Origin of the sequence: Marinobacter sp. DY40_1A1 (genome assembly GCF_016597815.1) — a bacterium.
GTDB lineage: Bacteria > Pseudomonadota > Gammaproteobacteria > Pseudomonadales > Oleiphilaceae > Marinobacter > Marinobacter xiaoshiensis.
Window position 1 is genome coordinate 40227 of record NZ_VCHA01000003.1, and the last position, 25058, is coordinate 65284.

Below are 25058 nucleotides of genomic sequence, written 5' to 3' on the forward strand. Positions count from 1 at the left end.
CGGCCTCAGCCCTCTGATTTCTTTTCCAGCTCTTTGACGCGCCGCGCCAGAGTATCCAATTGACGGAAACGCACGGCATTTTTGCGCCATTGCCGGTTGGTATCTGCGCTGGTGCCGGAAGAATACACTCCTGGTTCCCGAATATCTCCGGTGACCAGAGTCATGCCGGTAAGATGTACCTGGCTGGCAATTTCCAGGTGGCCGGCTACTCCGGACGCACCACCAAATACACAGTGGCTGCCAATCTTTGTACTGCCCGCAATCCCCACCATTGCGGCCATAGCGCAATGATCACCAATGTGGACATTGTGGGCAATTTGAATGAGGTTATCGAGTTTAACGCCACTACCGATAACGGTGTCATCCAGAGCACCACGATCTATTGTGGTGTTTGCGCCCACCTCAACATCGTCACCAAGAACAACGCGACCTAGCTGTGCAATTCTGTGCCATTGGCCCTTTTCGTTGGCGAAGCCAAACCCGTCAGAGCCTATGACTGCACCGCTGAGAATATGGCAACGCTGCCCAATCACCACATCGTGGGCAAGCGTAACTCTGGGCCTGATAATGGAGCCGGCCCCGATGCTGGAGCGAGAACCAATAACACTGCCTGCACCGATGACAACCGCTTCGCCAATAACCACTTCCGCCTCAATAACGGCATTAGGGCCGATACTGGCACTGGTGGCAACGGTTGCACTCGGGTCAACCACTGCCGCAGGGTGAATGCCCGGCGGCGCAATGGGCGCAGGGTCAAACCAGTGACTGAGCCGAGCATAACCCAGATAAGGATTGGCAAGTACCAGGACATTGGTCGGGCAATCATCCGCTGCTGCAGGCGACAGAATAACGGCCGCAGCCTGAGTCTCTCCCAAGTGTTTTGCATAGGTGGGATTAGCCAGAAAACTCAGCTGATCCGGGCCTGCAGCCTGAAGCGTTGCAAGGCCGGATACCTGAATTTCAGGATCGCCTCTAAGCTCCGCGCCGAGGGCTTCTGCTATTTCTCCAAGCCGGTAAAACTTTTCCGTCATCTCGCGCTCCAAAACACGCTTGTGAGCCCCCGGGCTCTTCAGCAGGAATTAACGGTTCAGTTTTTCCAGAAGCTGTGGAGTCAGATTCATTTCCGGCTTTACATAGACAACAGCTTCGCTTGGCAGAATAAGATCCAGATCGTTTTCTTCAAGCAACTCTTTAACAGCCGCATCTACTTCCGGACGTGCTTCCTCAAGGAATGCCTGCTTCCGCTGGTTCACAGTAGTATCAAGGCGCTGCTTCAGGAAGTTGAACTCTTTGACCTTTTCCTGGAATTCGCCGGCAAGCTTGTTACGCTCGCTCTCGTTCATCATTGCGCCGTCTTTTTCCAGACGCTCTTTCAGCTTTCGAGCGGCCTCTTGGGTCTCGCGAACCTTTTCCTCGTCGCCGGCAAAATCTCTTTGCATAGCTTCACTGAAAGACTTGGCGTCGTTTGATGAGAACAATGCTTGCCGAAGATCTACGACACCAATTCGGGTTTCTGCTACGGCTGGCAATGCGATCGCCATGGCTGCTGCAAACATCACTAGGTTTCTGAACATCTTGGGTCTCCTGAGTTTCATTCGTTTTTGTTTCTCGCAACGCTTAAGCAAATTTCTGCAAATCAGAATGTCTGGCCAAGTGAGAACTGGAACACCTGAGTTTCATCTTTCGGTTTGTCGTTCAGCGGCTTGGCAAGGCTGAATGCCAGTGGACCTACAGCGGTAATCCACTGGAACCCTATGCCCACAGAGTATCGTAACTCCGACGGCTCCGGGTCATATCCGCGATCGGGATCGAATACCTGACCTCCGTCCAGGAAGAATGCGGTACGCATAGAGCGGCTGTCTCCGGCAAACGGCGTTGGGAAAATCAACTCCAGGGATCCTTCTGTGAGGAGATTACCACCGAACGGATCGGGATCGGAAAAATCGTTATCAGCAGGACGCGCACGCGGCCCCAGCGAGTTAGCCTGATAACCCCTCACTGATCCATAACCGCCCGCATAGAAATGCTCATAGAACGGCATGATTGGGTCTTCACCATATCCATTGCCGTAACCCACTTCCGTTCTCGTATGCAGAACCCAACGATCGTTGTCCGACATGGGGAAGTAGAAATCCGTTCTGTGGGTAGCTTTATAGAACGTAAGGTCACTGCCGGGCACGGCGACATCAATCGACAGGGAGTGGCTGTGACCCGAGGTTGGCAAGACACCCCGGTTCAAGGTGCTGCGACGCCAACTGCCGAATAAGAAATAGTTATTGAAGTTATCGCCTTCTTCTTCGATGAAGTCAGTCACATCTTTGGACGTAAATACTCCACCTTTAATCTTGGAGTTGGTATAACCCACCCCGAAATTAAGCCTGGTAATATTGTCGGTTGGATACCCGAAGGTGATACGTCCGCCGTATTCATCCAACAGGTAGGACGTAATGTCCTCCTGTTCAAAATCTGTTTCCCTGGCAAACACACTGAAACCACGGCTTACACCGTCTACAGTGTAGTACGGGTCCATGTAGGAGATATTCGCGCTTCTAACGGCATCACTCACGTTTACGCCAAATGATGCCCGCTTGCCCGTGCCAAAAAAGTTATTTTCGGCCACGTTGGCGCCAAGAATAATGCCCGAGTCCTGTGAAAAGCCAACAGATGCGGAGAGACTTCCTGTTGGCTGTTCTTCCACCGAATAGTTCACATCAACAAGATCATCTGTTCCCGGTACCGGAACCGTATCCACATTAACCATCTTGAAAAAGCCAAGCCGCTCAAGGCGGGTTTTGGAAAACTCAATACGGTCGGATGAAGCAATACCGCCTTCCATTTGCGTCATTTCCTGGCGCAAAACATCGTCACGGGTAGAGACATTACCGCTGAAATTTATACGCCGAACATAAGCCCGCTTGCCCGGCTCAACAAAAAACGTAACGGCAGCGGTGTTATCTGGACCCGGCTCAGGCACGGCATTTACATTTGCGAAGGCGTAACCTTCCCTGCCTAAACGGAAAGACAGCGTCTCTGAAATGGCTGTCATCCGGGCACGGGAAAATACATCGCCCGCCTCTACCGGAATCAGTTTACGCAGTTCCTCTTCATCAACAATGAGATTGCCACGGAGCTTTATTTCAGAAATCGTATACTGCGGGCCTTCATCGATAGCGATAGCAATAAACACCTGTCGCTTGTCTGGTGAGATAGAGACCTGGCTGGACTCCACATTGAAGTCGAGGTAACCCCGGTCGAGATAGAATGAGCGCAAGGTTTCCAGGTCACCGCTCAAGCGTTCCCGTGCATACTTGTCCGCATTAGTGATGGAGTTCCACCAGCTAGTGGTACGCAGCTCGAACAGGTCTCGTAACTGCTCATCACTGAACTCCCGGTTACCCACCAGGTTGATGTGCTGAATGGCTGCAACAGTGCCTTCGTTAATATCCAGGCGAATGGCCACACGGTTTCGCGGAAGCTCTTCGGCCGTTGCCTTCACGCGCGCGTTGTAGCGCCCCTGCCCAATGTAGGAGCGCAGAATTTCCAGTTCCAGCCGCTCCAATGTTGCCCGGCGGAATACCTGCCCCTCCTGAAGCCCGGCACCAGCCAGGGCATCCATGAGCATATCGGTCTCGATGTTCTTGTTGCCCTCAATTTCGATCGACGTGATCGAAGGGCGCTCCCGAACAGTAAGAATCAGAATCCCGGCATCGCGACTCGCTTCGATGTCGGTGAACAAACCTGTACGGAACAGCGATTTAATCGCATCAGCCAGTTCGGCTTCGTCCATCTGTTCTCCGATATTTACAGGAAAAGCAGAAAACACAGTACCTGCAGAAACACGCTGCAAGCCTTCCACCTCAATATCTGCAACCGTAAATTCATCTGCAAATGCTGGCTTCATGCCGGTTGCGGCAACAGCGAGGCCAATGGCTATGCCTAGAAGAGAACGTCTCATTCAATTATTTCGCCTGGTTAATGCGCGTAAGGAGCCCGCAATTCTCACAACCGCATCAGGTCGTTGTAAAGAGCAAACACCATTAATGTGAGGATCATTGCCATACCAATTCGTAATCCAAGCTCCTGAACGGCGTCCGATACCGGCTTTTTGCGGATTGCTTCGATGGTGTAATACAAGATATGACCACCGTCCAGCACCGGTACAGGTAACAGATTCAGGATACCCAGGCTGACACTCAGGTACGCCAAAAATCGAATAAAGTCTTCAAACCCCGAGCTGACACTGGCTTCAGCTACACGGGCAATCGTAATCGGGCCACTGAGATTACTGGGTGAGAGTAGTCCTGTAACCATCTTTTTGATGGCAACCAGCGTAAGCCTTGTATCTGCCCAGGTTTCGTCCAGCGCAATGGGGATGGCAGCCAAGGGGCCATAACGAACGTCGCGCATTACATCATCTGGCCATGAGACTGGCTTAACACCGGCCCCCACGAAACCAATAACTTCGCCATTGTCCTGCTGCTTTTGCGCCGGAGTTACCTGAACAGACTGCTCAGTCCCAGCACGCTCAATACTGAGTTCGAGCATTTGCTCGGGTGCACTGCGAATAAAAGCAACCAACTCGAACCAGTCTTCAACTGGTTCTTCATTCACCGCAAGAACACGATCTCCCGCCTGCAACCCTGCAGCTTGAGCACGGCCACCGTCTGCAATCTGGCCAAGTATGGCTGGAACATCTGGCCGCCAGGGCGTAATACCAAACTCACCAAGCGGGTCCGGTGTTTCGTTGCTCAAGCTCCAACCACCCAGCTCGCCGCTCAAAGTGCCCTGAGCGCCAGCACTGGATACATCCAGGGTGATTATTCCTTGCTCGCCAGCACGCTCTAGAATGCGCATATTCACATCCCGCCAGGAGCTCACTCTATGCCCATCTACAGCGTGGATTTCCATACCCTCACGAAGGCCAACATTACTGGCAACGCTTTCCCTGGCAACATCACCCACGATGGGCGCGACGTGAGTGACACCCACCACGCCAAGCAGCCAGTAGGCGAAAATGGCAAACAGGAAGTTGGCAACCGGGCCTGCTGCCGCAATGGCAATCCGCTGAGAAGGAGGTTTGGATGTAAAAGCCTGGTCTCTGAGTTCTTCAGGGACCGGTCCCTCTCGCTCATCCAGCATCTTTACGTAGCCGCCCAATGGAATGGCGGCTATTGCGAATTCAGTGCCGTGGCGATCGTACCAAGAGAACAGGGGCTTACCAAAACCCACTGAGAAACGCAGTACTTTCACCCCGCATCGGCGCGCGACCCAGAAATGGCCATACTCATGCAGGGTGACGAGTATCCCCAATGTAAGCGCAAGAGCAAGTACGGTTTGAATAATCTGCATAGCATTCCTGGTTTAAGCGCCAGCCCGGCGAAAAGCTCTAAGTTACATCAGACCGTTAACAGGCGGATTTGTTCTCGTGCCTGCTGCCGTGCCTCTGAGTTCTTCGCGAAGATGGTATCAAAACTGTCCGCAGGTACCACTGGTGTAACCGACAGAGTTCGCTCAATAACAACTGGAATGTCTGTGAAAGCCAGATTTCCTTTCAGGAACTCGCTCACTGCAACCTCATTGGCCGCATTCAGCACTGCCGGCGCTGTACCCCCCAGTTCAAATGCTTCAGCAGCTAATCGCAGGCAGGGAAAGCGCAAGAGGTCCGGCCGCTCAAAATGAAACCGCCCTATTGCAAAAAGATCCAGTGGCGCCACCGCGGCATCAATACGCTCTGGCCAGGCCAGGCCGTTGGCTATGGGCGTACGCATATCAGGGCTGCCCAGCTGAGCCAATACCGAGCCGTCAACGTACTCAACCATTGAGTGAATGATACTCTCGGGGTGTACGTGGACTTCAATACGGTCTGGCGTTGTATTAAACAGCCAGCACGCTTCAATCAACTCGAGCCCTTTGTTCATCAAAGTGGCAGAGTCGACCGAGATTTTCTGTCCCATAGACCAGTTTGGATGAGCGCAGGCTTGAGCAGGTGTGACTGAGTGCAGGTCTTGAGCGCTGGTCTCCCGGAAAGGGCCACCGGAGGCGGTGAGCAGAATACGGGTAATACCGGCACCTTCGGGGTCGCGAACCTTTTCAGCAGGCAGACATTGAAAGATTGCATTGTGCTCGGAATCTATCGGTAGCAACTCTGCACCAGACGCCGCAACAGCATCCATAAACAGTTTGCCAGACATCACCAGAGCTTCTTTATTGGCCAGCAACACACGCTTACCTGCACGCACAGCGGCAAGTGTTGGCGCGAGGCCTGCCGCACCAACAATAGCTGCCATAATTGTGCAAGCTTGCGGAGCTGAAGCCACCTCACAAAGCCCCGGCTCCCCACTGAGTACTGAAATCCGGGGAAGGTCTGAAAGCAATTCCGTGAGTTTTTCTGCTGCTGCAGCATCTGCCATTACGGCTACTTGCGGAAGAAATTCGCGACAAAGCACCGCGAGCTCTTCTGCATGCGTACTGGCTGTGAGCGCATAAATTGAAAACCGATCGGGATGGCGGCGAATGACATCGAGGGTGGAAAGTCCGATTGAGCCGGTCGCCCCCAGTACCGTAACAGAGCGCTTTACCATACTCACAAGTGCCCGACTGTCAGCCAGCCAAGTTGCGTAATGATGAGCGCAAACACGGGAGCAGCGGCAGTAAGGCTGTCAATACGATCCAGTATCCCACCATGCCCTGGCAGCAGAGCACTGCTGTCCTTGATACCCCTGAAACGCTTGAGCATGCTTTCCAGAAGATCCCCAAGTACGGACACCAGGCCGGTTACCAAAGTTGCGACCACCAGCATTATTGTTTCAGTCAAGCTTGCGGAAGCAAGAAGGCTCGCAACCAAAGCCAATACCGCCACAGCAACCAAGCCGCCGTATACGCCAGCCCAGGACTTACCAGGACTGACTCTGGGAGCCAGCTTCGCTTTACCGAAAGCTCGCCCAGCAAAATAAGCACCAATGTCTGCCACCCAAACAACGCAGAACACATACAGAATCAGCAGGAGGTTGTTATCTGTATTGCCAAACTGGAAGCCTGCAGCCCTAAGATGGTTCAGCCCAACCCAAGCGGGCACAAGAACCAGCACGCCCATAAGTGCGCGCACTGGCCTGCTACCCCAGCGCTCTGAGCCTGCTGGATAGCTGCGTACCAGCAAAAAACACACAACCCACCAGAGAAGGGCCAGCCAAAGCACCGGAACGGCAGACACATCAAGCAGACCATAGAGAATGATGGCTACAACGGCCGCATAACCAATGCGTGCCGGCTGCTGCTCGAAGCCAGACATATTGGCCCATTCCCAGGCGCCCAGCGTAATAATCGCCGCCGTGAATAAAGCAAACCCCAGGGGCGGCAGAAAAAAAATACCCCCAATAGCGATAGGCGCAAGAATAAGGGCGGTGATAATTCGGGTTTTTAGCACAATTTAGGTCGCTGTCATTCGTTATTGTTGTGATGTCTTGGCCACGATCTGGTCGTCTGTCTGACCAAAGCGGCGCTGACGTCCGGCGTAGGCCTGTAACGCCTTGCGCATTTCTTCTTCTTTGAAATCGGGCCAGAACACAGGCGAAAAATACAGTTCGGTGTAGGCAAGATGCCAAAGCATGAAGTTACTGATCCGCTGCTCGCCTGCCGTCCGAATCATTAGATCCGGCATTGGAAGATCACCAACGCTCAGGTGCTGTTGTATGAGGTCGTCGGTAATGTCAGATGGCTCAAGCTCGCCGCGTTTAACCATTTGGGCAACCTGTTGTGTTGCCTGGACAATATCCCAATGGCCACCGTAGTTTGCAGCAATGACAAGGGTCATTCTGGTGTTATTGCGGGTGAGCTCCTCGGCCTTGGCCATATGCTCTTGCAAGGTTGCATTAAACGCGGAACGATCACCAATGATGCGCAAGCAGATATCGTTGCGATGCAGCTTTCTGACTTCCCGCTCCAAAGCAAAAAGAAACAGCTTCATGAGGGCTGAGACTTCATCCTTTGGCCGCCGCCAGTTTTCGCTTGAGAACGCGAACAGGGTAAGTACTTCAACGCCCTCGCGGGCACAGGTTTCAACAACAGCTCTTACTGCGTCTACCCCGGCCTTGTGCCCTGCCACTCCTTTAAGCAGGCGTGATTTTGCCCACCGGTTGTTACCATCCATGATAATGGCCACATGCCGGGGCCGGCTATCAGCCGACACCGGAATTTCTGCGGATACTGATCCCGTCATGAAATCCCCTGTACGGCCAATGGAACACCCCTATTGGCCGTGTGTTTCGCTTGCAAGTGAACCATGGCGATCAAACCGCCATCAGGTCCTCTTCTTTAGCTTTCAGCATCTTCTCGACTTCGGCGATGTAGCGATCTGTCAGCTTCTGGATTTCTTCTTCGCCCTTGCGCACATCGTCTTCGCTGATGTCTTTGTCCTTCAGCAGGTCTTTCATCATGCTGTTTGCATCGCGACGGGCATTACGGATAGAGACACGACCATTCTCGGCATCCGCTTTCGACTGCTTAACCATGTGTTTGCGGGTCTCTTCCGTCAGCATCGGCATAGGAATACGAATCAGATCGCCGCTGGTTGCGGGGTTCAAGCCAAGATCTGAAGCCATGATGGCTTTCTCGATAACGGGCACCAGGTTCTTTTCCCAGGGCGACACTGCCAGCGTGCGGTTATCTTCTACGTTAACACTCGCCACCTGTTTCAGTGGTGTTTCCTGACCGTAGTAGTTAACCATCACACTGTCCAGAATCGACGGGTGGGCACGGCCGGTACGGATCTTGTTGAACGCCGAGTGCAGAGCTTCAAGGCTCTTTTCCATTTTCTTCTCGGCTTCAGCTTTTATGTCATTAATCACGTAATCATCCTCAATTCGTTCATCGGGTGGTCATAAAACCCGTTATTCGATCAATGTGCCTTCTTTCTCGCCGGTCACGATGCGCGTCAGGGCGCCCGGACGGTTCATATCAAAAACACGCAGCGGCATGCCATGATCCCGTGCCAGGAGGATAGCGGTCAGATCCATCACACCCAGCTTTTTGTCGAGTACTTCATCATAAGACAGTTTGTCGTACTTTTCTGCAGTCGGGTCAAGGTAAGGATCCGCTGAGTAAACGCCATCTACCTTCGTTGCTTTCAGTACGGCATCTGCCTGAATCTCGATACCACGCAAGCACGCCGCAGAATCTGTTGTGAAGAAGGGGTTGCCGGTACCTGCACAAAAAATGACGACATCACCGTCTTTAAGATCACGGACAGCGCGACGACGATCATAATGCTCAACAATACCACTCATGGGAATGGCTGACATAACCCGGGTGCGTATGTTTGAACGTTCCAGAGCGTCGCGCATGGCAAGACCATTCATTACAGTGGCCAGCATACCCATGTGATCGCCAGTAACACGATCCATTCCAGCGTCGCTCAGCGACGCTCCCCTGAACAGGTTGCCCCCACCAATAACGAGGCCGACCTGAATACCGATGCCAATCAAAGCACCGATTTCAAGCGCCATGCGATCAAGAACCTTGGGGTCAATACCGAAATCATGCTCGCCCATCAGGGCTTCGCCACTGAGTTTAAGCAGAACACGATTATATCTTGGCTGGTTTTTCGATGATGTCGGCATACTGATCCCCTTTTCGTCTGTTAACTGCTATCCGGCGTGATACGCATTGCAGGCTTGCATCTGACATACTCCTTGAAAAAGGGGGATCTCAGATACAAGCCCGCCACGAGAGCCGGAAAAATCCAGCCAACGTGGCAGACTCAGGTGGCACTGTAACTAACCGTCACAGCGCCGAGAAAAATCAGGCCTTGCCTGTACCGGCTGCAGCAGCAACCTCAGCAGCAAAGTCCACTTCTTCTCTTTCAATGCCTTCGCCCACTTCCAGGCGAACAAAACCAACCAGCTCGCCGCCGGCCGCTTTAATAAGCTGGCCTACAGTCTGCTCCGGGTTTTTAACGAAAGGCTGCTCAACAAGGCTGTTTTCCTTGAGGAACTTCTGGATACGGCCGCCCATCATTTTCTCAACGATTTCGGCAGGCTTGCCTTCCATGTCTGGCTGAGCACGGATAACTTCTTTCTCTTTTTCCAGCTCTTCAGCAGGCATGTCTTCAGGCTTGGCTACACGCGGGTTAACTGCAGCAGCATGCATCGCGATATCACGAGCAAGTTCAGCATCGCCAGCGGTCAGAGCAACAACAGAAGCAATCTTGTTGTTACTGTGAACGTAACCGCCAACTACCGGGCCTTTAACTGAAACCAGACGACGAACAGTAATGTTCTCGCCGATTTTCTGAACCAGCGCTTCGCGCTTGGATTCCAACTCGCCCTCCATCAGCTTGGCAACGTCTGTTTCGCCTTTTTCGAAGGCAACGTTCAGTACGTCGTTAGCAAAGTTCAGAAGGTTGTCGTCGCGAGCAACGAAGTCTGTTTCAGAGTTAACTTCCAGAATGTATGCAACGGTGTTGTCGTCAGAGATCTTGATCAACGAAACACCTTCAGCGGCAATACGGCCTGCTTTCTTGGCAGCTTTCAGACCGGAAGACTTCCGCAGCTCTTCAATTGCTGCGTCTACACTGCCCTCAGATTCAACCAGAGCTTTTTTACACTCCATCATGCCAAGGCCAGTGCGGTCGCGCAGTTCTTTGACCATTGCAGCGGTAATAGCAGCCATGTTCAGTCCTCTTAACTTTTCTGAAATCGGTGGGAAGACATGCCGAGGAGATTTCCCCAGCATGCCTTATATCTCATCAGTGATGCGAGCGTATCACTCAGCAGCCGGAGCGGCGCCTGCAGACTCTTCAGCAACTTCAACAAATTCGTCAGCGCCGCCAGCCTGAGCAGATTCCAGGCAAGTGTCAGCAACCGCTTTCACGTAGATCTGGATTGCGCGAATAGCGTCATCGTTACCCGGGATTACGAAATCAACGCCATCCGGGTTGCTGTTGGTATCAACAACACCAATAACGGGGATGCCCAGCTTGTTGGCTTCTTTAATGGCAATACGCTCGTGATCAACGTCGATAACGAACAAGGCATCAGGCAGACCGCCCATATCCTTGATACCACCGATAGAACGCTCGAGCTTATCCATCTCGCGGGTACGCTCAAGTGCTTCTTTTTTGGTCAGCTTGTCGAAAGTACCGTCTTTGCTCTGGGCTTCCAGTTCACGGTAGCGACGGATTGACTGACGGATGGTCTTGTAGTTGGTCAGCATGCCGCCGAGCCAGCGATGATTAACGAAAGGCTGGCCAGAACGCTCTGCTTCTTCCTTGATAACCTTGGCTGCGGCGCGCTTGGTGCCAACAAACAAGATCTTGTTCTTGTTCTCTGTCAGTTGCTGAACGAAGTTAAGGGCTTCGTTCATGGCAGGAACAGTCTGCTCAAGGTTGATGATATGAATTTTGTTACGGGCGCCGAAGATATACTTCGACATTTTCGGGTTCCAGTAGCGAGTCTGGTGACCAAAGTGAGCACCTGCTTTGAGCAGGTCACGCATATTTACCTGAGCCATGATAGTACCTTAGTTTAGCTTCGGGTTAGTCTTACACGCGTCCAATTACCCCAACCAGGCTCCCTGTATAGATTTAAAGCGGGAGCAGGCACCCTGGGGCAACGTGTTGACTCGTGCTCGAATTTGCCGGAATTGTTTCCAGCGGGCGCGTTTATACCATAAAACCACCAGCCCACGCCATTATTTTTGAACCTCTGCTTCCTTGTACCCTGAGCCCGGGCCCCTTAAAATGCTCGTTTGACACAAATCAATGGGAAGCCCAATGCAAGTATCGATCAAGACTCCGGAAGAAATTGAAAAGATGCGTGTGGCAGGCCGCCTGGCAGCTGAAGTTCTCGAAATGATCGGGGAGCACGTCAAGCCTGGCGTGTCCACCGAAGAGCTCAACCAGATCTGCCATGACTACATCGTCAACGAGCAAAATGCGATCCCCGCTCCGTTGAACTATAAAGGCTTTCCTAAATCCGTGTGCATTTCAGTTAACCACGTTATCTGCCACGGCATCCCTTCAGAAAAGAAAGTTCTGAAGGACGGCGACATCGTGAATATTGACGTTACCGTAATAAAGGATGAATACCACGGCGACACCAGCAAAATGTGGATCGTTGGCAAGCCAAAGCCCGGCACTGAGCGCCTGATCAAAATTACTCAGGAATGCCTCTATAAAGGTATTGAACTGGTTAAACCCGGGGCGCGCCTGGGCGACATTGGCCACGTTATCCAGCAGCACGCCGAAAAACATCGTTATTCTGTGGTTCGAGACTATTGTGGCCACGGCATTGGCAAAGTGTTCCATGAAGAGCCGCAAGTTATGCACTACGGCAAACCAGGCACTGGCATGGCACTACAAGAAGGCATGACCTTCACCATTGAGCCGATGATCAACCAAGGCAAGTATCACACCAAGCTGCTGCCAGACCAATGGACCGTAGTCACCAAAGACCACAAGCTTTCAGCGCAATGGGAGCACACCATTCTGGTCACTGCCGATGGCTATGAAGTTCTGACCAAGCGGTCGGAGGAGTCCTTCTAAGTGACGCGCCAGGAACTGGAAGCCAGAATCAGCAGGGACCCTTCCCCGGTTATGGCAGCCAGGGAACTGCTGAAAGAACGCTACAGTGCAGATGCCGAAGCCTTCAGGCAAGGTGCCGACGTTCGTGCTCTGGTTCGCTCCAGAGCCGACACGATCGACACCGTTCTGAAGCTTATCTGGAACCGCTACCCTTTCTCCAGCTCACCCGACATTGCGCTAATCGCCGTTGGCGGGTACGGCCGGGGTGAGCTGCACCCACATTCAGATATCGACCTGCTTATTCTCACCCGGGAGGGTATCGATCCGGGCTGGCAGGAAGATCTTGGCGCTTTCGTCACACTATTGTGGGATCTGAAGCTCGATATCGGCCACAGTGTTCGCAGCATTGAAGAAAGCAAAGCTGCGGCGCGGGGCGATGTGGCCACACTGACCAATCTTCTGGAAACCCGCACAATTGCAGGCCCGGATGAACTGCGCAAAGAACTCAGCGAGCAAGCCTACTCCGATAACATCATTACCGACCGCGACTACTTTATTGCCAAGCGCAAAGAGCAGCAGCGGCGCCATAAAAAATACAGTGACACCGAGTACAATCTCGAACCCAACGTAAAGAGCTCTCCGGGTGCCCTTCGGGATATTCAAACCATAGGCTGGATCACAAAGCGACACTTTGGGCTACAGAGCATTGCCGACCTGACCCGCTTCAGCATCCTCACCGACGAGGAACATCGGGTTCTGGTAGAAGGCGAAACGCTTCTTTGGCGACTGCGTTATGGGCTGCAGTTGATCGCAAACCGGAATGAGAACCGCCTGTTATTTGACCACCAGCGCGCCCTCGCACAGATGCTGGGTTACAAAGACGAAGGCAAGCGGCTGGATGTCGAGCTGATGATGCAGTCCTATTACCGTGCGGTACTGGCGCTGGCAGAACTTGCAGACGTAATTCTTCAGTTTTACGACGAAGCGATACTCGGCACAGGCACGGAAGACAACATTCAACCGATCAACAACCGCTTCCAGATTCGCAACAGCTATATAGAAGCAGTAAACAACCAGGTTTTTGCCTACTCGCCCTACGCGATTATGGAAATCTTTGTGCTGATGGCCCAACACCCTGAAATCAAGGGCATCCGGGCAACAACCATCCGGTCTTTGCGGGCACACAGGCACCTGATTGACGACGCCTTCCGTTCTGACCTCGCGGTTACATCCTTGTTCATGGAATTGCTGCGAACCCCCCATGCGCTGGACGAAGTCCTCTCAGCCATGAAGAAATACAACGTACTGGGTCGCTATTTGCCAGAATTCGGCCAGATTATTGGCCAGATGCAGCACGACCTTTTCCACATTTACACAGTTGATGCCCACACCATGCGGGTGGTGCGCAACATGGTACGAATGAGCGGCCCGGAAGCCCGCGACGACTATCCGTTAGCAGCGCGGTTGATCCATGGCCTGCCCAAGCGCGAGCTACTTTATATAGCTGGCCTGTATCACGACATTGCCAAAGGTCGCGGCGGCGACCACTCAGAGCTTGGCGCCGTGGATGCCGAAGCCTTCTGTCAGCGCCACCACCTTGGCGAGCGAGATACCCAATTGGTGTCCTGGCTGGTGGAAAACCACCTGCTTATGTCCATGACAGCTCAACGCAAAGACATTTCAGATCCGGATATCATCCGCTCATTCGCCCGGGCAGTACCCAGCCAGGCACATCTGGATTATCTGTACATTCTTACGGTGTGCGACATCAGTGCAACCAACCCCAAGCTCTGGAACACCTGGCGTGCTTCCCTGCTGCGCCAGCTGTATATAGAAGCCAAACGCGCCCTCAGACGTGGCACCGAGATTCCCGTAGACAGGCAGGAATGGGTGCGTGCAACCCAATCTGAAGCAAGGGAAATTCTCCATGCACAGAACATCAGCGATGAGCAGATTAATGCTATCTGGGATACCGTTGATGAAGACTATTTCCTGCAGGACTCCACGGTGGATATAGCCTGGCAAACGGCTGCCATAATCAACCATGGCGACACGCCCGGCCCGCTGGTACTTATCCGGGATACCCACGGCGGCCCTACTGACGGTTTTTCCCAGATCATAATTTACATGAACGACCGCGCCACTCTGTTTGCGGCAACAACGGCCGTGCTGGAACAGCTCAATCTCAACATCGTTGATGCTCGTATCAGTTCAAATGATGGTCCTTATACAATCAGTTCCTATGTTGTGCTGGACGAGAAAGGCCAGCCTCTGGGTATCGACCCGGCCCGCAAAGAGCGGGTGCGCAAGCGCCTGATCGAAGAGCTGGACGACCCTGAAGACTACCCCGATATTATTCATCGTCGCACCCCACGGCAACTCAGGCATTTTGCGTTCCCGACCGAGGTGCTGTTCTCCAACGACACCGTTAATGAGCGCACAGTGATTGAAGTGGTGACACCTGACCGCCCCGGCCTTCTGGCTCGCATTGGGCAGGTGCTTCTGGATCACCGCATACGCCTGAGCAATGCCAAAATCGCCACTCTCGGCGAGCGGGTGGAGGACGTTTTCTTTGTAACCGACGAACACGGCGAGCCAATCAGCGATCCTTCCGTATGCCGTGCCCTGCAGCAAGACCTGTGCAAAATGCTGGATGAAATTCAATGAATCCGAATTTGAACAAGCTTCACCCCTACCCTTTCGAAAAACTGGCGAAACTCAAAGCAGGCATTTCGGTACCCAAGCATCTGCCGGCCATATCTCTTGGCATCGGTGAGCCCAAACACCCGGCCCCTGACTTTGTGAAGCAGGTGATTGCCGACAATCTGGACCGCCTGGCCAACTACCCCACCACCCGTGGTTTGGATGAGCTGCGGCAAACGATAAGTCAGTGGGCTACGAAGCGCTTCCAACTGAAAACTGGCTCCCTGAGCCCGGATCAGAACATCGTTCCGGTAAACGGCACCCGGGAGGCTATATTTTCACTGGTACAGGCGGTGGTGGATTCCAGCAAGCAAGCAACCGTTGTAAGCCCCAACCCCTTCTATCAGGTGTACGAGGGCGCAGCGTTTCTGGCAGGGGCTATGCCGGTATACCTTCCTTGTGATAGTTCCAACGGCTTCATTCCTGATTTTGATGCAGTGCCAGATTCTGTATGGCAGGATTGCCAAGTTCTGTTCCTGTGTTCGCCAGGCAATCCCAGCGGCGTTGTCATACCACGAGAGACACTGAAAAAAGTTATTGAACTGGCAGATAAATACGATTTCATCGTCGCCTCAGACGAATGCTATTCCGAACTTTATCCCGATGAAAACAATCCACCCGAAGGCTTGCTGCAGACCTGTGCAGCGATAGGTCGTCACGACTTCGCGCGCTGCGTTGTTTTCCACAGCCTCTCGAAGCGTAGCAACCTGCCAGGCCTTAGATCAGGCTTCGTTGCCGGCGATGCAAGCATACTCAAAGGCTACCTGAGCTATCGCACCTATCATGGCTGTGCCATGCCGGTTCATAACCAGCTAGCCAGCATTGCCGCGTGGCAGGATGAAGACCACGTGCGGGAAAACCGGGCGGCTTACCGCGCAAAATTTGAAGCTGTAGTGCCCATTCTGCGCGAAGTAATGGACGTCGATTTTCCCGATGCCGGGTTTTATCTATGGCCGGTCACACCAATGGATGACGAAACCTTTGCCAAGGAGTTGTCAGCCCAGCAAAACGTTCATGTTCTGCCTGGTCGCTACCTGTCCCGCACGGTGGATGACTACAACCCGGGTGAGAACAGGGTTCGTATGGCGTTGGTTGCGCCACTGGAAGAATGTGTGGAAGCAGCAAAACGCATTGTTGAATTTGTAAAGGCAAACTGAACTATGAAACTGTACGGCATCCGCAACTGCGACACCGTCAAAAAAGCCCGTAAGTGGCTTGACGAACAGGGCATTTCTTACGAATTCCACGATTTCAAAAAGGATGGGCTCAGCGAAGCCACGCTAACCGAGTGGGAACAGGCTGTGGGCTGGGAAACCCTGCTGAACCGCCGTGGCACCACCTGGCGCAAGCTCAGCGAAGAGGTTCGTGATACAATCACTGCCCTTTCTGCCCACGATATCATGCTGGAAAACACCTCCATCATTAAACGCCCTGTAGTCGAGCACAACGGCGCAGTTTATGTTGGCTTTAACGCCGACGATTGGGCAACAACCATCAAGTAGCAACTATCATATAAACAGGAGCAATCACTGCATGAGCTTTGCATTCGGTATAGGAATCGGCAGCCAAAACAACCAGGGCGAATGGCTGGAAGTTTTTTACCAGCAACCGATTATCACACCGGAAACAGAGCTGATAGATGCAGTCGAAACTGCACTGAACTACAAGGGTGACAATCAGGCCATCCAGGCGACGGCTGAACAACTTACCCAGCTTGCCACTGCCCTGCGCCAGATCGGCGCCACAGAGCAGGCATTACTGGCAGAGAAGGCTGCCGGCAGCAAGCGCCCCGTGGTAGTGACCGTATTAGAAACAGATGGCGCTGCATCCAGCACTCCGGAGGTGTATCTCAAGCTGCATCTGATTTCCCATCGGCAGGTTAAGCCCCACGGTCTAAAACTTGACGGCATCTTTGGCCTTTTGCCGAATCTTGCCTGGACCAACGAAGGCGCGATTGATTTGAACGAACTGCCGGAGCGACAGCTCAAGGCTCGCCTTGAGGGACGCACTCTGGAAGTGAAATCCGTGGACAAGTTCCCACAAATGACTGACTACGTGGTACCAAGCGGCGTTCGTATTGCAGACACAGCAAGAGTGCGCCTTGGTGCCTATGTGGGCGAAGGCACTACCGTTATGCACGAAGGCTTCATCAACTTCAATGCCGGCACCGAAGGCACCAGCATGGTTGAGGGACGTATTTCTGCAGGCGTTATGGTAGGCAAAGGTTCTGACTTGGGCGGCGGCTGCTCCACCATGGGCACCCTTTCAGGCGGCGGCAACATGGTTATTTCCGTTGGTGAGAACTGCCTGATTGGCGCGAATGCAGGTATCGGCATTCCGCTGGGTGACCGCTGCACGGTTGAATCCGGCCTGTATGTTACAGCCGGCACCAAGGTTGCCTTACTCGATGGCAACAACGAGCTAGTGGAAGTTGTAAAAGCCCGTGACCTGGCCGGCAAGCCAGACTTGCTCTTCCGCCGAAACAGCCAATCCGGCGCTGTGGAATGCAAAACCAACCAATCCGCCATCGAGCTGAATGAAGAACTGCATGCAAACAACTAATTCTCCAACGCTCGATCTGGCCATCGACCTGATTAGCCGCCCTTCGGTATCTCCAGAAGACGCTGGCTGTCAGGAGCTGATGATGTCTCGCCTGGTTCCCCTGGGGTTTATCGGCGAACACATGCGCTTTGGCGATACGGATAACCTCTGGGCCCGAAAAGGCACCGAGGGTCCTGTACTGGCCTTTGCTGGTCATACTGATGTGGTGCCCACCGGGCCGGAAAAAAACTGGACCCACCCCCCATTTGATCCGGTTATAAAAGAGGGGTACCTCCATGGCCGTGGCGCGGCTGATATGAAAGGCAGCCTTGCGGCATTTGTTACTGCCTGCGAGCGCTTTGTAAGCGCCCATCCAGACCATCGTGGTTCCATTGCCCTGCTGATCACAAGTGACGAAGAAGGCCCTGCCCAAAACGGCACCGTAAAGGTAATCGAGGCACTCGAAGCCCGTTCAGAAAAAATGGACTGGTGCCTTATTGGAGAGCCATCGAGCACTAAGGAAGTAGGCGATGTAATCAAGAATGGGCGCCGCGGCTCCTTGCATGGCTACCTCACTGTGCATGGCACCCAAGGTCACGTGGCCTACCCGCACCTTGCAGAAAACGCCATTCATGCCGTTGCACCTGCTCTGCACACTTTGGCTAATGAGTTCTGGGACAACGGCAACGATTACTTTCCTCCCACAACCTTTCAGATCACAAAAGTGGAAGCCGGCACCGGCAGCAACATTATTCCCGGAGAGTGTCTGGTGCACTTCAACTTCCGTTACTGCACGGAGAACACTGCGGAAAGTCTTGAAGAAAGAGTTGTCGCTACGCTTGATCGGCACAACCTTAAATATGACCTGCAATGGCATCTCAGTGGCCGTCCGTTCCTTACAGACAAAGGCGCACTGGTCTCCGCCACGCAAAGTGCTATCCGCAATGTGACTGGGCGAGAAACCGAGCTTTCTACCTCAGGTGGCACGTCTGATGGGCGCTTCATAGCGCCTACCGGCGCACAGGTTTTAGAGCTGGGTCCGATCAATGCAACCATTCACAAGGTAAACGAGTGCGTGAAAGCTGATGATCTGGACACCCTCTCTCAAATCTATGAACAAATTCTGGTGGAATTACTCGCCTGAGCATCAGGTTCAAAACAAGCTGAAACCAAAAGGCCAGAGCACATGCTCTGGCCTTTTGGTTTTATGAGGTCGCATCTCGATGATCAATAATGCGGAGGTGGTGACTCTTCCTCTTCTCGTTTGATATTGGATGAAGAAACATCCTTTATCTGACTGTGCAGCAATCGTTTGGCATTCCAGAGTTCACGAATATCCATCTCCTGCTTTGCCAACTGCTCGCTCAGGGTATTGATAATGTCGTCCTGAAAGGCAAGCCGTGTTTCCAGTTCATCCAGTCTGTTTTGCAGGTCTTTTTGGCTCATCAGGTACTGAAACTCCATCAGATGAATCGTTCAAATAGATAGGGTACAAATTGCGGCCAGCGCGCTTTCAAATATAGTTCTGAGGCATTCGGCACAACAGTCGCTTGGTAAGCAGCAGGGATAATCTGTTATCATGCCGCTTTTGCCCGCCCGAGTTCCCGTTTTCTAGGAAGTCAGGTGGTAATCACTGGCCGGATAAACGATTTTACCCGATATCCGGTTTTTTATCGTCAGCGTTAATGAAAAATGGAGAATTCTCAGTCAATGCGTAATCCAGCCAAAGCGATCCTTGTTGCTATTCTGATCGCTATTCCCGCCCCATTTATCCTAGGCTTCCTGCTGGTCTCTTTTACCCCGGAGCTGTTCCAGATCCTTTCTCAGTCACAGAGCAATGAGTTGGCAACAAGCACGCCGTTCGTTCTCGGCAGCGCCCAGGGTATCGCAGCGTACGTAATCAGCTTAATTGTTTTTGGCATTGTCGGCTTTCTTGCCGTCACTATCGCAGCCAAACAGCCCGCGCGCGCCACTTCGAAGCGAGCCAGTTCACTATCACGGAGCCAGAGTTCTAACCAGAACTATGACGATGGTGAAGCCGACTACGACGACGATAGCCCAGAAGGCGACGAAGAAGGCACTGTGAAGTGGTTTAACGTTAAGAAGGGATTCGGCTTTATTGTCCGCGACAGCGGAGACGAGGTGTTTGTTCACTTCCGTGCCATTCGTGGAAGTGGCCGCCGAGTACTTCGCCAAGGCCAACTGGTTCGGTTCAGCGTTGTTGACGCCGACAAGGGCCTGCAAGCAGATAACGTTTCTATCCTGAGCGACTGAAATCTGATCTGATGCAAAAAAGGCAGCCTGCTATTATTTAGCGGCTGCCTTTTTTCGTTCTGGTTAATCCAGTTCCGGGACTCTCAGTTCCATACGACTAGTTGCTCACCGCGACTGTCCAGTCGCCACCACTTTTCGTCTTCCGCTGACTCGCCTTCTTTCCACTCTCCGGGGCTGCAACGGATTTCAGTGTCCATGGTTCGCCATGCGCTGCGTGCACACTCCAGATCGCTGTTCCAGGGTAGCTGCTCACCCTCTATAAGCAATGATGTGAACCGCTTTCCGAAAGCTTGGGGATAGAGCGTTATCTTCAGAAAAGCTTCCCCAAAAACAGCAGTGCCCTTGGTAACGGATGCAACATTATTGTCATCAAGCACCAACTGCTTTACATGGCTCTCAAGCCAATGATGAACGGCGCCTGCTTCCAGGTCACGAATGTAGATTTCCAGATCCTGCACTCGCAGATTCTCCATGGTGGTGGTCACAATGGAGCACATAGTGAACCGGCCCGGGCCGCGCTGCAAGCCAGCGTTCCAGTTCATGCCGCAAATCCTCCGCCGTTAACAGGCGCAAGGTTCCTGCAGCTTTGCGTTCGTGCCATGCCACTTCAGCAGCCGTACGCAACAAATGTAATTCCTCTAAAGATTGCTCGATCTCATCCAGCGGTTCTTGCCGCGCCATAGCAACAAGGCTCTGACGCCGGAGCGTGTCAGCCTGCCCGGAAAGCGCTACGGAGCCCACGGGGCCGCGCCGGGCAAACAGTTCCAATCGTGCCGCTGCCCGCTCAACCCACTGCAACATTCCACCGGGTGTACACACACATCGGCTGTGTCGGGAAGCAGCGAACTGTATCCCGGATAGAGAGAGCAGTATATTCCAGCGACGCTCTATATTTGCTTGATGGGCGACCAGGATGGCTTTTCGCTGCATCTCGCTGGGTAGTGGCATGTCACAGATCTCCAGCGTTCGACCAAGCAACTGCTCCAGAGTACGGCAAGGTTTTTCGTTGCCTTGTGACGTATCCGGCCCCAATAACACTAAAGGCCCTTGCCATCGCTGAACAAGCTCGGACGCAAGGCCCGAAGGACGATCCATCAATGCCAATAGATCCACTGGTGATACGTTATCAAGGACCAGGACCGGCCAAGGCTTCTTGGCATTCGCGGGAATGACCGCAAGCTCACTGGCCATTACCTCCGTTTCGCTACGCAGATCCATCTCAACATAAGGTTGTGCCAGCGATGATAACAGGGAACGCAGCCAAACAGACTTGCCCGCGCCACGTTCTCCTCTGACCCACACCACAACGCCCGGCGTTGCTGCAAGAGTAATAGCTACATCTTCTGCAAGTTCGATCCAATTCGCATCGGTAACCACCACCGGCGCTGTCTGCTCATCCTCAATACCAGGCCTTGCAGAACCCTCGCCATCACTATATTCATCACTCGATTCGGGCCACTGCGATACCAACTCAAGCACGGCAACATAGGCTTTTTCCTGCAAGCGCTCAGCATGTCTTGCGAGCACTTCAAGAAGCTGAGGCCAATCAAGCCAGGCAGGTGTACCAAAGGATTCTCGAGCCGTTGCCAGCCAGTAGATGAGCTGGGAGGAAAGCAGGCCTTCACCGCCTACTTCAGTCACTATGGGTTGTTCACACTGGACAGTACGGATCAGCTCATCCATATCCACGCCTGATCCGCGCAGAAAATAGCTTGCGGAGGGGCTGGACTCCAGTAATGCAAGCAGAAAGTCTTCAACCGTTATCACTGCGCCGCCACGGCGATCAACATCTTCGCGGGCATTCAGCAATGCAGTCTGACATTGGGGGGCGAGGCATCCTTGCCAATCTTCCATCAAACGTTTCCCTGTTTTATCGCATCATCCTGATGCATGAGGCGTTAGTTAAAACTAACCTTTAAAATCTTCACAATTCTATGGATGTTTCGGTTGATCTGCAATTCCGACGGGCATGCAGCACTCACCAACTGCCGGTATTCTCCATACTGACCCAAGGCTCTTTAGGCGCCAACGGCTCGCCTTTCTGCAGCAACTCTATGGAAATATTGTCTGGTGAGCGGATAAACGCCATGTAACCATCCCGGGGAGGACGGTTAATCGTAACGCCTCCAGCCTGCAGCTTCTCACAAAGCGCATATATATCATCCACCCGATAAGCCAGATGGCCAAAGTTACGGCCACCCGTGTACTCTTCCGGGTCCCAGTTATAGGTCAACTCCAGCGTGGGTGCCTTATGCTCACGCGCTTGAACTTCGTCCTTTGCCGCTGCGAGAAACACGAGCGTAAAACGCCCTTTCTCACTGTCTCTACGGTCGATCTCAACCATACCCAGCAAGTCACAAAAAAAATGCAGGGATTTCTCAAGATCCCCTACGCGGATCATCGTATGTAGGTACTGCATACTGCCTCCTTCCGTATCCTTTTGCTTCAAGCGGTGAACACTGCGCTTTGACTGGCACAGGGCTGCCGCATCTTTATTACCTCACAGTTTACGGTATTCTGGACGGATGGACGCAAACCTCAAGTCGGAACTGACTAGCCCTTACCAAACTCCAGCGATCAACCATCTCGCCTGGCTGTGCCAGGCACCGCAACTGATGCATTCGCCGATCATTTTTGAGCCTGCAGAGTATCTGCCTTCGAATTATCCTGACCTGCTTAAGCTCTGGGATGAATATCCTGAAGCTTCACCTCCGTTACTGAGAGAGCCGCCACAGCGCCGACTGGGATTCTATTTCGAACGGCTATATCAGATTTTGCTGGAAGACCTGCTCGGCTGGCCCATTCTGATGAAAAACCAACAGATACAATCTGCCGGGCACACCATCGGAGAGCTGGATTTCGTGGTGCACAGCCGTGCAGAAGACCGCATTGAACACCACGAAATTGCCATCAAGTTCTATCTTGGTGTGCCAGAGCCAAACGGAACAACCCTCTGGTACGGCCCCAATGCCAGAGACCGGCTGGACATAAAAACAACCAGCCTGCTCGAACAACAAAGCAGGCGCACATGGTTGCCTGAAACCATCGCAATGCTGTCGGAATATGGCATTACAGGACCGCTGACATCACGGATTTTCATGCCAGGATATTTGTTCTATCCCGATGCCTCGCAGGCAGTCACTCCGGATTATGTTCCCAGTGAGCATCTGCGTGGGCGGTGGATGTATGTGTCCCACGCAAAAGCATTAGACACGTCACATTGGGTTGTGCTCAACAAACCGCATTGGATTGGCGGCTGGTTTCAGCGCGAGAAGCCAGATGCTGAGCTTGCTATGGATGCTCTGATGCGCGTAGAAGACAGAGGCGTTCCGCAGCTGTTTGCCGTGCTGCGGGAAGATCAGCAGGCCGGCAATTGGAAAGAGATGGATCGGGTGTTTGTGGTGCCGGAGGGCTGGCCACTCGTTCGCTGACCACAAATCCATATACTTCTTTACCAAAACCTTTCAGATCGGCCAAGCTCCAACCGGTCGCTGTTTTCGGTATTCTTCCATGGAGATCTTACCCAATTGAGGCGTGAGTTTGCACCTGCGCTTACTCCAAGGATACTCGGTTTGTCGCTTCAGCCACTCAACCCCTTCGCCCTTTTTCCAAGCATCTATATCCAGGTCACGCCAGAAGCGGGGGTTGCGGCCGGTTTGCTTATCATGTTCCGCAGTGACCGGATCCAGGTGCCGGAAGGGTTCCAACCTAGGTACATCGGGCAGAGGCCGGGATACATCCATATAGGTCTGGAGCACATCCCAGAGTGCCAGCACCTCAGACTTGCTGGATTCGATGGAGCTGAAGGCGGTGTTGTGGAACGATTTTTGAGTATAACGATGCAGAAAAATGAGCCGATAAAACACTCCACTTTGCTGGATCACTCGATCCACGTAGGCATCGAATTCCACGAACGGGGCCTCGAAATGCCGCCCTCCTCCCAGAGCCATGCGAACCTGGCCGGTGGTGCGGTTAAACTCGCTGCAGCCGTCCTCCAAAGTTTTATCCAGCTTTTTGTTGATGGTTTTCTCAAAGGGCTTCAGAACGAAGCCCATGCCGGTGCTCATAAGCCAGTTGGTGGTTACTGGCGTTGCCCAGATCGCAAAAGCAAACCACGAAAGCGATAATATTCCCCCGATAATTACTAAAATCTCGGAAGCAATGTTCAGGTTGTCGTTTGCCGTAATGAGCCCCCAGCCCACAACTGCGATACCGCTGAACCACAAGAAAAAGACCCAAATCACCGGAAACAACAAAACCAAAAACTTGAGGCCCAATTTTTCATTCAGAAATCGAATCCGCTGATGGTCCCACCACCAATCTTTAGAAGTGAATTCCGGGTCGGTTTTTTCGTAATCCTGAAGCGTTTCAGCGTCTTGAATTGTACCCTGATAGGGGATAATGCCCGCATAGCTGCCAACTGGCTGAAGCTCTTCGCCGATACGCGTGCGTTCTTTTGGCGATTTCGGAAGAGGACTAATTTCCATGGCCCGAAACGCCTTATCCGTGATGTCGGGCATCGGTTTTAGCTCGCTCATACCGGTGTTTTTCAAGATAGATCGCCCTGACTAGCCTTCCTTGCCTGGAAGCGCTTCCATACCCATCAACCAGAAGCGTCAACACTCTGTAACTGAACAGCACCACCGCTCAGTGCTGAACTCATGATTGCAGAAATCAAAATAAATGGAATCGCCACGAAATAAGTAGGGAATCCGGCATCACCAAACATATTGATCAGCGCTACCACACCAACCGTTGCCGCCCCAATGGTGAGTATTAAAACCGATACTTTTGCTTTTAGCTCTGATTCGGCATCCACTTTAATCTTGACCAGTACCCCACACTGGGAACATTCAACAGGCTCGGATTTCCCAAGCAATTCCATCTGATCTGCCGTAAGTTGATTCCTACCATCGCAGGCTGTGCATGTCGCTTCTACACAATCACTCATTTTCACCATCCCTGGAGTTGAATTATTTTTTAATCTTTGTCTACTGTATTGATTCGTGTGTCACCGCTGAGC

General features: G+C 52.8%; 25 protein-coding genes. 8 read left to right on the forward strand and 17 right to left on the reverse strand.

Features of this window, described 5'->3' with window-relative positions; all coding sequences use genetic code 11:
* Positions 1-5 precede the first annotated feature (5 nt).
* From lpxD to rpsB, 11 genes are all read right to left on the reverse strand, one after another.
* A complete protein-coding gene (lpxD, locus tag FFI61_RS08710; RefSeq protein ID WP_200369978.1) occupies positions 6-1031 on the reverse strand; it encodes a UDP-3-O-(3-hydroxymyristoyl)glucosamine N-acyltransferase in 1026 nt (341 codons plus the stop codon).
* Between the two features lie 48 nt (positions 1032-1079).
* Positions 1080-1574, reverse strand: a complete 495-nt coding sequence (locus FFI61_RS08715) for an OmpH family outer membrane protein (RefSeq protein ID WP_200203903.1) — start codon at positions 1572-1574, stop codon at positions 1080-1082.
* Positions 1575-1636: 62 nt separating this feature from the next.
* Positions 1637-3955 (reverse strand): outer membrane protein assembly factor BamA, encoded by a 2319-nt coding sequence (bamA, locus tag FFI61_RS08720; RefSeq protein WP_200369979.1) that lies wholly within the window; start codon positions 3953-3955, stop codon positions 1637-1639.
* Positions 3956-3999: 44 nt separating this feature from the next.
* A complete protein-coding gene (gene rseP, locus FFI61_RS08725; RefSeq protein WP_200203899.1) occupies positions 4000-5349 on the reverse strand; it encodes an RIP metalloprotease RseP in 1350 nt (449 codons plus the stop codon).
* Positions 5350-5396: 47 nt separating this feature from the next.
* Positions 5397-6581, reverse strand: a complete 1185-nt coding sequence (gene ispC, locus FFI61_RS08730; RefSeq protein WP_200369980.1) for a 1-deoxy-D-xylulose-5-phosphate reductoisomerase — start codon at positions 6579-6581, stop codon at positions 5397-5399.
* 2 nt (positions 6582-6583) lie between these two features.
* Positions 6584-7423 (reverse strand): phosphatidate cytidylyltransferase, encoded by an 840-nt coding sequence (locus FFI61_RS08735; RefSeq protein ID WP_200203895.1) that lies wholly within the window; start codon positions 7421-7423, stop codon positions 6584-6586.
* Positions 7424-7444: 21 nt separating this feature from the next.
* Entirely contained in the window at positions 7445-8215 is a 771-nt protein-coding gene (gene uppS, locus FFI61_RS08740) for a polyprenyl diphosphate synthase (RefSeq protein ID WP_200203893.1), read from the reverse strand.
* Positions 8216-8285: 70 nt separating this feature from the next.
* Positions 8286-8843, reverse strand: coding sequence for a ribosome recycling factor (gene frr, locus FFI61_RS08745; protein ID WP_200203888.1), 558 nt, complete (start codon positions 8841-8843; stop codon positions 8286-8288).
* A 42-nt stretch (positions 8844-8885) separates the two neighbouring features.
* Positions 8886-9614: a UMP kinase gene (gene pyrH / locus FFI61_RS08750; RefSeq protein ID WP_200203885.1), complete on the reverse strand. Its 729-nt coding sequence runs from the start codon at positions 9612-9614 to the stop codon at positions 8886-8888.
* A gap of 181 nt (positions 9615-9795) precedes the next feature.
* On the reverse strand, positions 9796-10665 hold the full coding sequence (gene tsf / locus FFI61_RS08755) for a translation elongation factor Ts (protein WP_200203883.1): 870 nt from the start codon (positions 10663-10665) through the stop codon (positions 9796-9798).
* Positions 10666-10758: 93 nt separating this feature from the next.
* Positions 10759-11505, reverse strand: a complete 747-nt coding sequence (gene rpsB, locus FFI61_RS08760; protein WP_200203881.1) for a 30S ribosomal protein S2 — start codon at positions 11503-11505, stop codon at positions 10759-10761.
* Positions 11506-11767: 262 nt separating this feature from the next.
* Here rpsB and map point away from each other — a divergent pair, with 262 nt between their 5' ends.
* From map to dapE, 6 genes are read left to right on the forward strand one after another with little or no spacing between them, the layout of a single operon-like run.
* Positions 11768-12538 carry a type I methionyl aminopeptidase gene (map, locus tag FFI61_RS08765; protein ID WP_200203878.1) on the forward strand — a complete coding sequence of 257 codons (771 nt, stop codon included), beginning with the start codon at positions 11768-11770 and terminating at the stop codon, positions 12536-12538.
* Positions 12539-15184, forward strand: a complete 2646-nt coding sequence (locus FFI61_RS08770) for a [protein-PII] uridylyltransferase (protein ID WP_200369981.1) — start codon at positions 12539-12541, stop codon at positions 15182-15184.
* Positions 15181-16377: a succinyldiaminopimelate transaminase gene (gene dapC / locus FFI61_RS08775; protein ID WP_200369982.1), complete on the forward strand. Its 1197-nt coding sequence runs from the start codon at positions 15181-15183 to the stop codon at positions 16375-16377. Before FFI61_RS08770 ends, dapC begins: the two co-directional genes overlap by 4 nt.
* Before the next feature lie 3 nt (positions 16378-16380).
* Positions 16381-16722, forward strand: coding sequence for an ArsC family reductase (locus FFI61_RS08780; protein WP_200369983.1), 342 nt, complete (start codon positions 16381-16383; stop codon positions 16720-16722).
* Positions 16723-16753: 31 nt separating this feature from the next.
* Positions 16754-17782, forward strand: a complete 1029-nt coding sequence (gene dapD, locus FFI61_RS08785; protein WP_200369984.1) for a 2,3,4,5-tetrahydropyridine-2,6-dicarboxylate N-succinyltransferase — start codon at positions 16754-16756, stop codon at positions 17780-17782.
* Positions 17769-18905: a succinyl-diaminopimelate desuccinylase gene (dapE, locus tag FFI61_RS08790; RefSeq protein ID WP_200203866.1), complete on the forward strand. Its 1137-nt coding sequence runs from the start codon at positions 17769-17771 to the stop codon at positions 18903-18905. The genes dapD and dapE overlap by 14 nt, the downstream gene beginning before the upstream one ends.
* Before the next feature lie 83 nt (positions 18906-18988).
* Here dapE and FFI61_RS08795 read toward each other — a convergent pair whose 3' ends face one another.
* Positions 18989-19207, reverse strand: a complete 219-nt coding sequence (locus FFI61_RS08795) for a SlyX family protein (protein WP_200203864.1) — start codon at positions 19205-19207, stop codon at positions 18989-18991.
* 264 nt (positions 19208-19471) lie between these two features.
* Between FFI61_RS08795 and FFI61_RS18015 the strand changes: the two genes are divergently transcribed.
* Positions 19472-20035 carry a cold-shock protein gene (locus FFI61_RS18015; RefSeq protein WP_200369985.1) on the forward strand — a complete coding sequence of 188 codons (564 nt, stop codon included), beginning with the start codon at positions 19472-19474 and terminating at the stop codon, positions 20033-20035.
* A gap of 83 nt (positions 20036-20118) precedes the next feature.
* Here the strand turns inward: FFI61_RS18015 and FFI61_RS08805 are convergent, their stop codons facing one another.
* The 3 genes from FFI61_RS08805 to gloA form a co-directional block, all read right to left on the reverse strand.
* Positions 20119-20493, reverse strand: a complete 375-nt coding sequence (locus tag FFI61_RS08805) for a hypothetical protein (RefSeq protein WP_200369986.1) — start codon at positions 20491-20493, stop codon at positions 20119-20121.
* Positions 20465-21889 carry a hypothetical protein gene (locus FFI61_RS08810; protein WP_200369987.1) on the reverse strand — a complete coding sequence of 475 codons (1425 nt, stop codon included), beginning with the start codon at positions 21887-21889 and terminating at the stop codon, positions 20465-20467. Before FFI61_RS08810 ends, FFI61_RS08805 begins: the two co-directional genes overlap by 29 nt.
* 124 nt (positions 21890-22013) lie before the next feature.
* Positions 22014-22454: a lactoylglutathione lyase gene (gene gloA / locus FFI61_RS08815; RefSeq protein ID WP_200203855.1), complete on the reverse strand. Its 441-nt coding sequence runs from the start codon at positions 22452-22454 to the stop codon at positions 22014-22016.
* Between the two features lie 106 nt (positions 22455-22560).
* Between gloA and FFI61_RS08820 the strand changes: the two genes are divergently transcribed.
* Complete coding sequence (locus FFI61_RS08820) at positions 22561-23466, forward strand: DUF1853 family protein (RefSeq protein WP_200369988.1); 906 nt, start codon at positions 22561-22563, stop codon at positions 23464-23466.
* 33 nt (positions 23467-23499) lie between these two features.
* Here FFI61_RS08820 and FFI61_RS08825 read toward each other — a convergent pair whose 3' ends face one another.
* Together FFI61_RS08825 and FFI61_RS08830 are read right to left on the reverse strand one after the other, a co-directional pair.
* Positions 23500-24573 (reverse strand): hypothetical protein, encoded by a 1074-nt coding sequence (locus FFI61_RS08825; RefSeq protein ID WP_200369989.1) that lies wholly within the window; start codon positions 24571-24573, stop codon positions 23500-23502.
* A gap of 65 nt (positions 24574-24638) precedes the next feature.
* On the reverse strand, positions 24639-24986 hold the full coding sequence (locus tag FFI61_RS08830) for a hypothetical protein (RefSeq protein ID WP_200369990.1): 348 nt from the start codon (positions 24984-24986) through the stop codon (positions 24639-24641).
* Between the last annotated feature and the right edge of the window lie 72 nt (positions 24987-25058).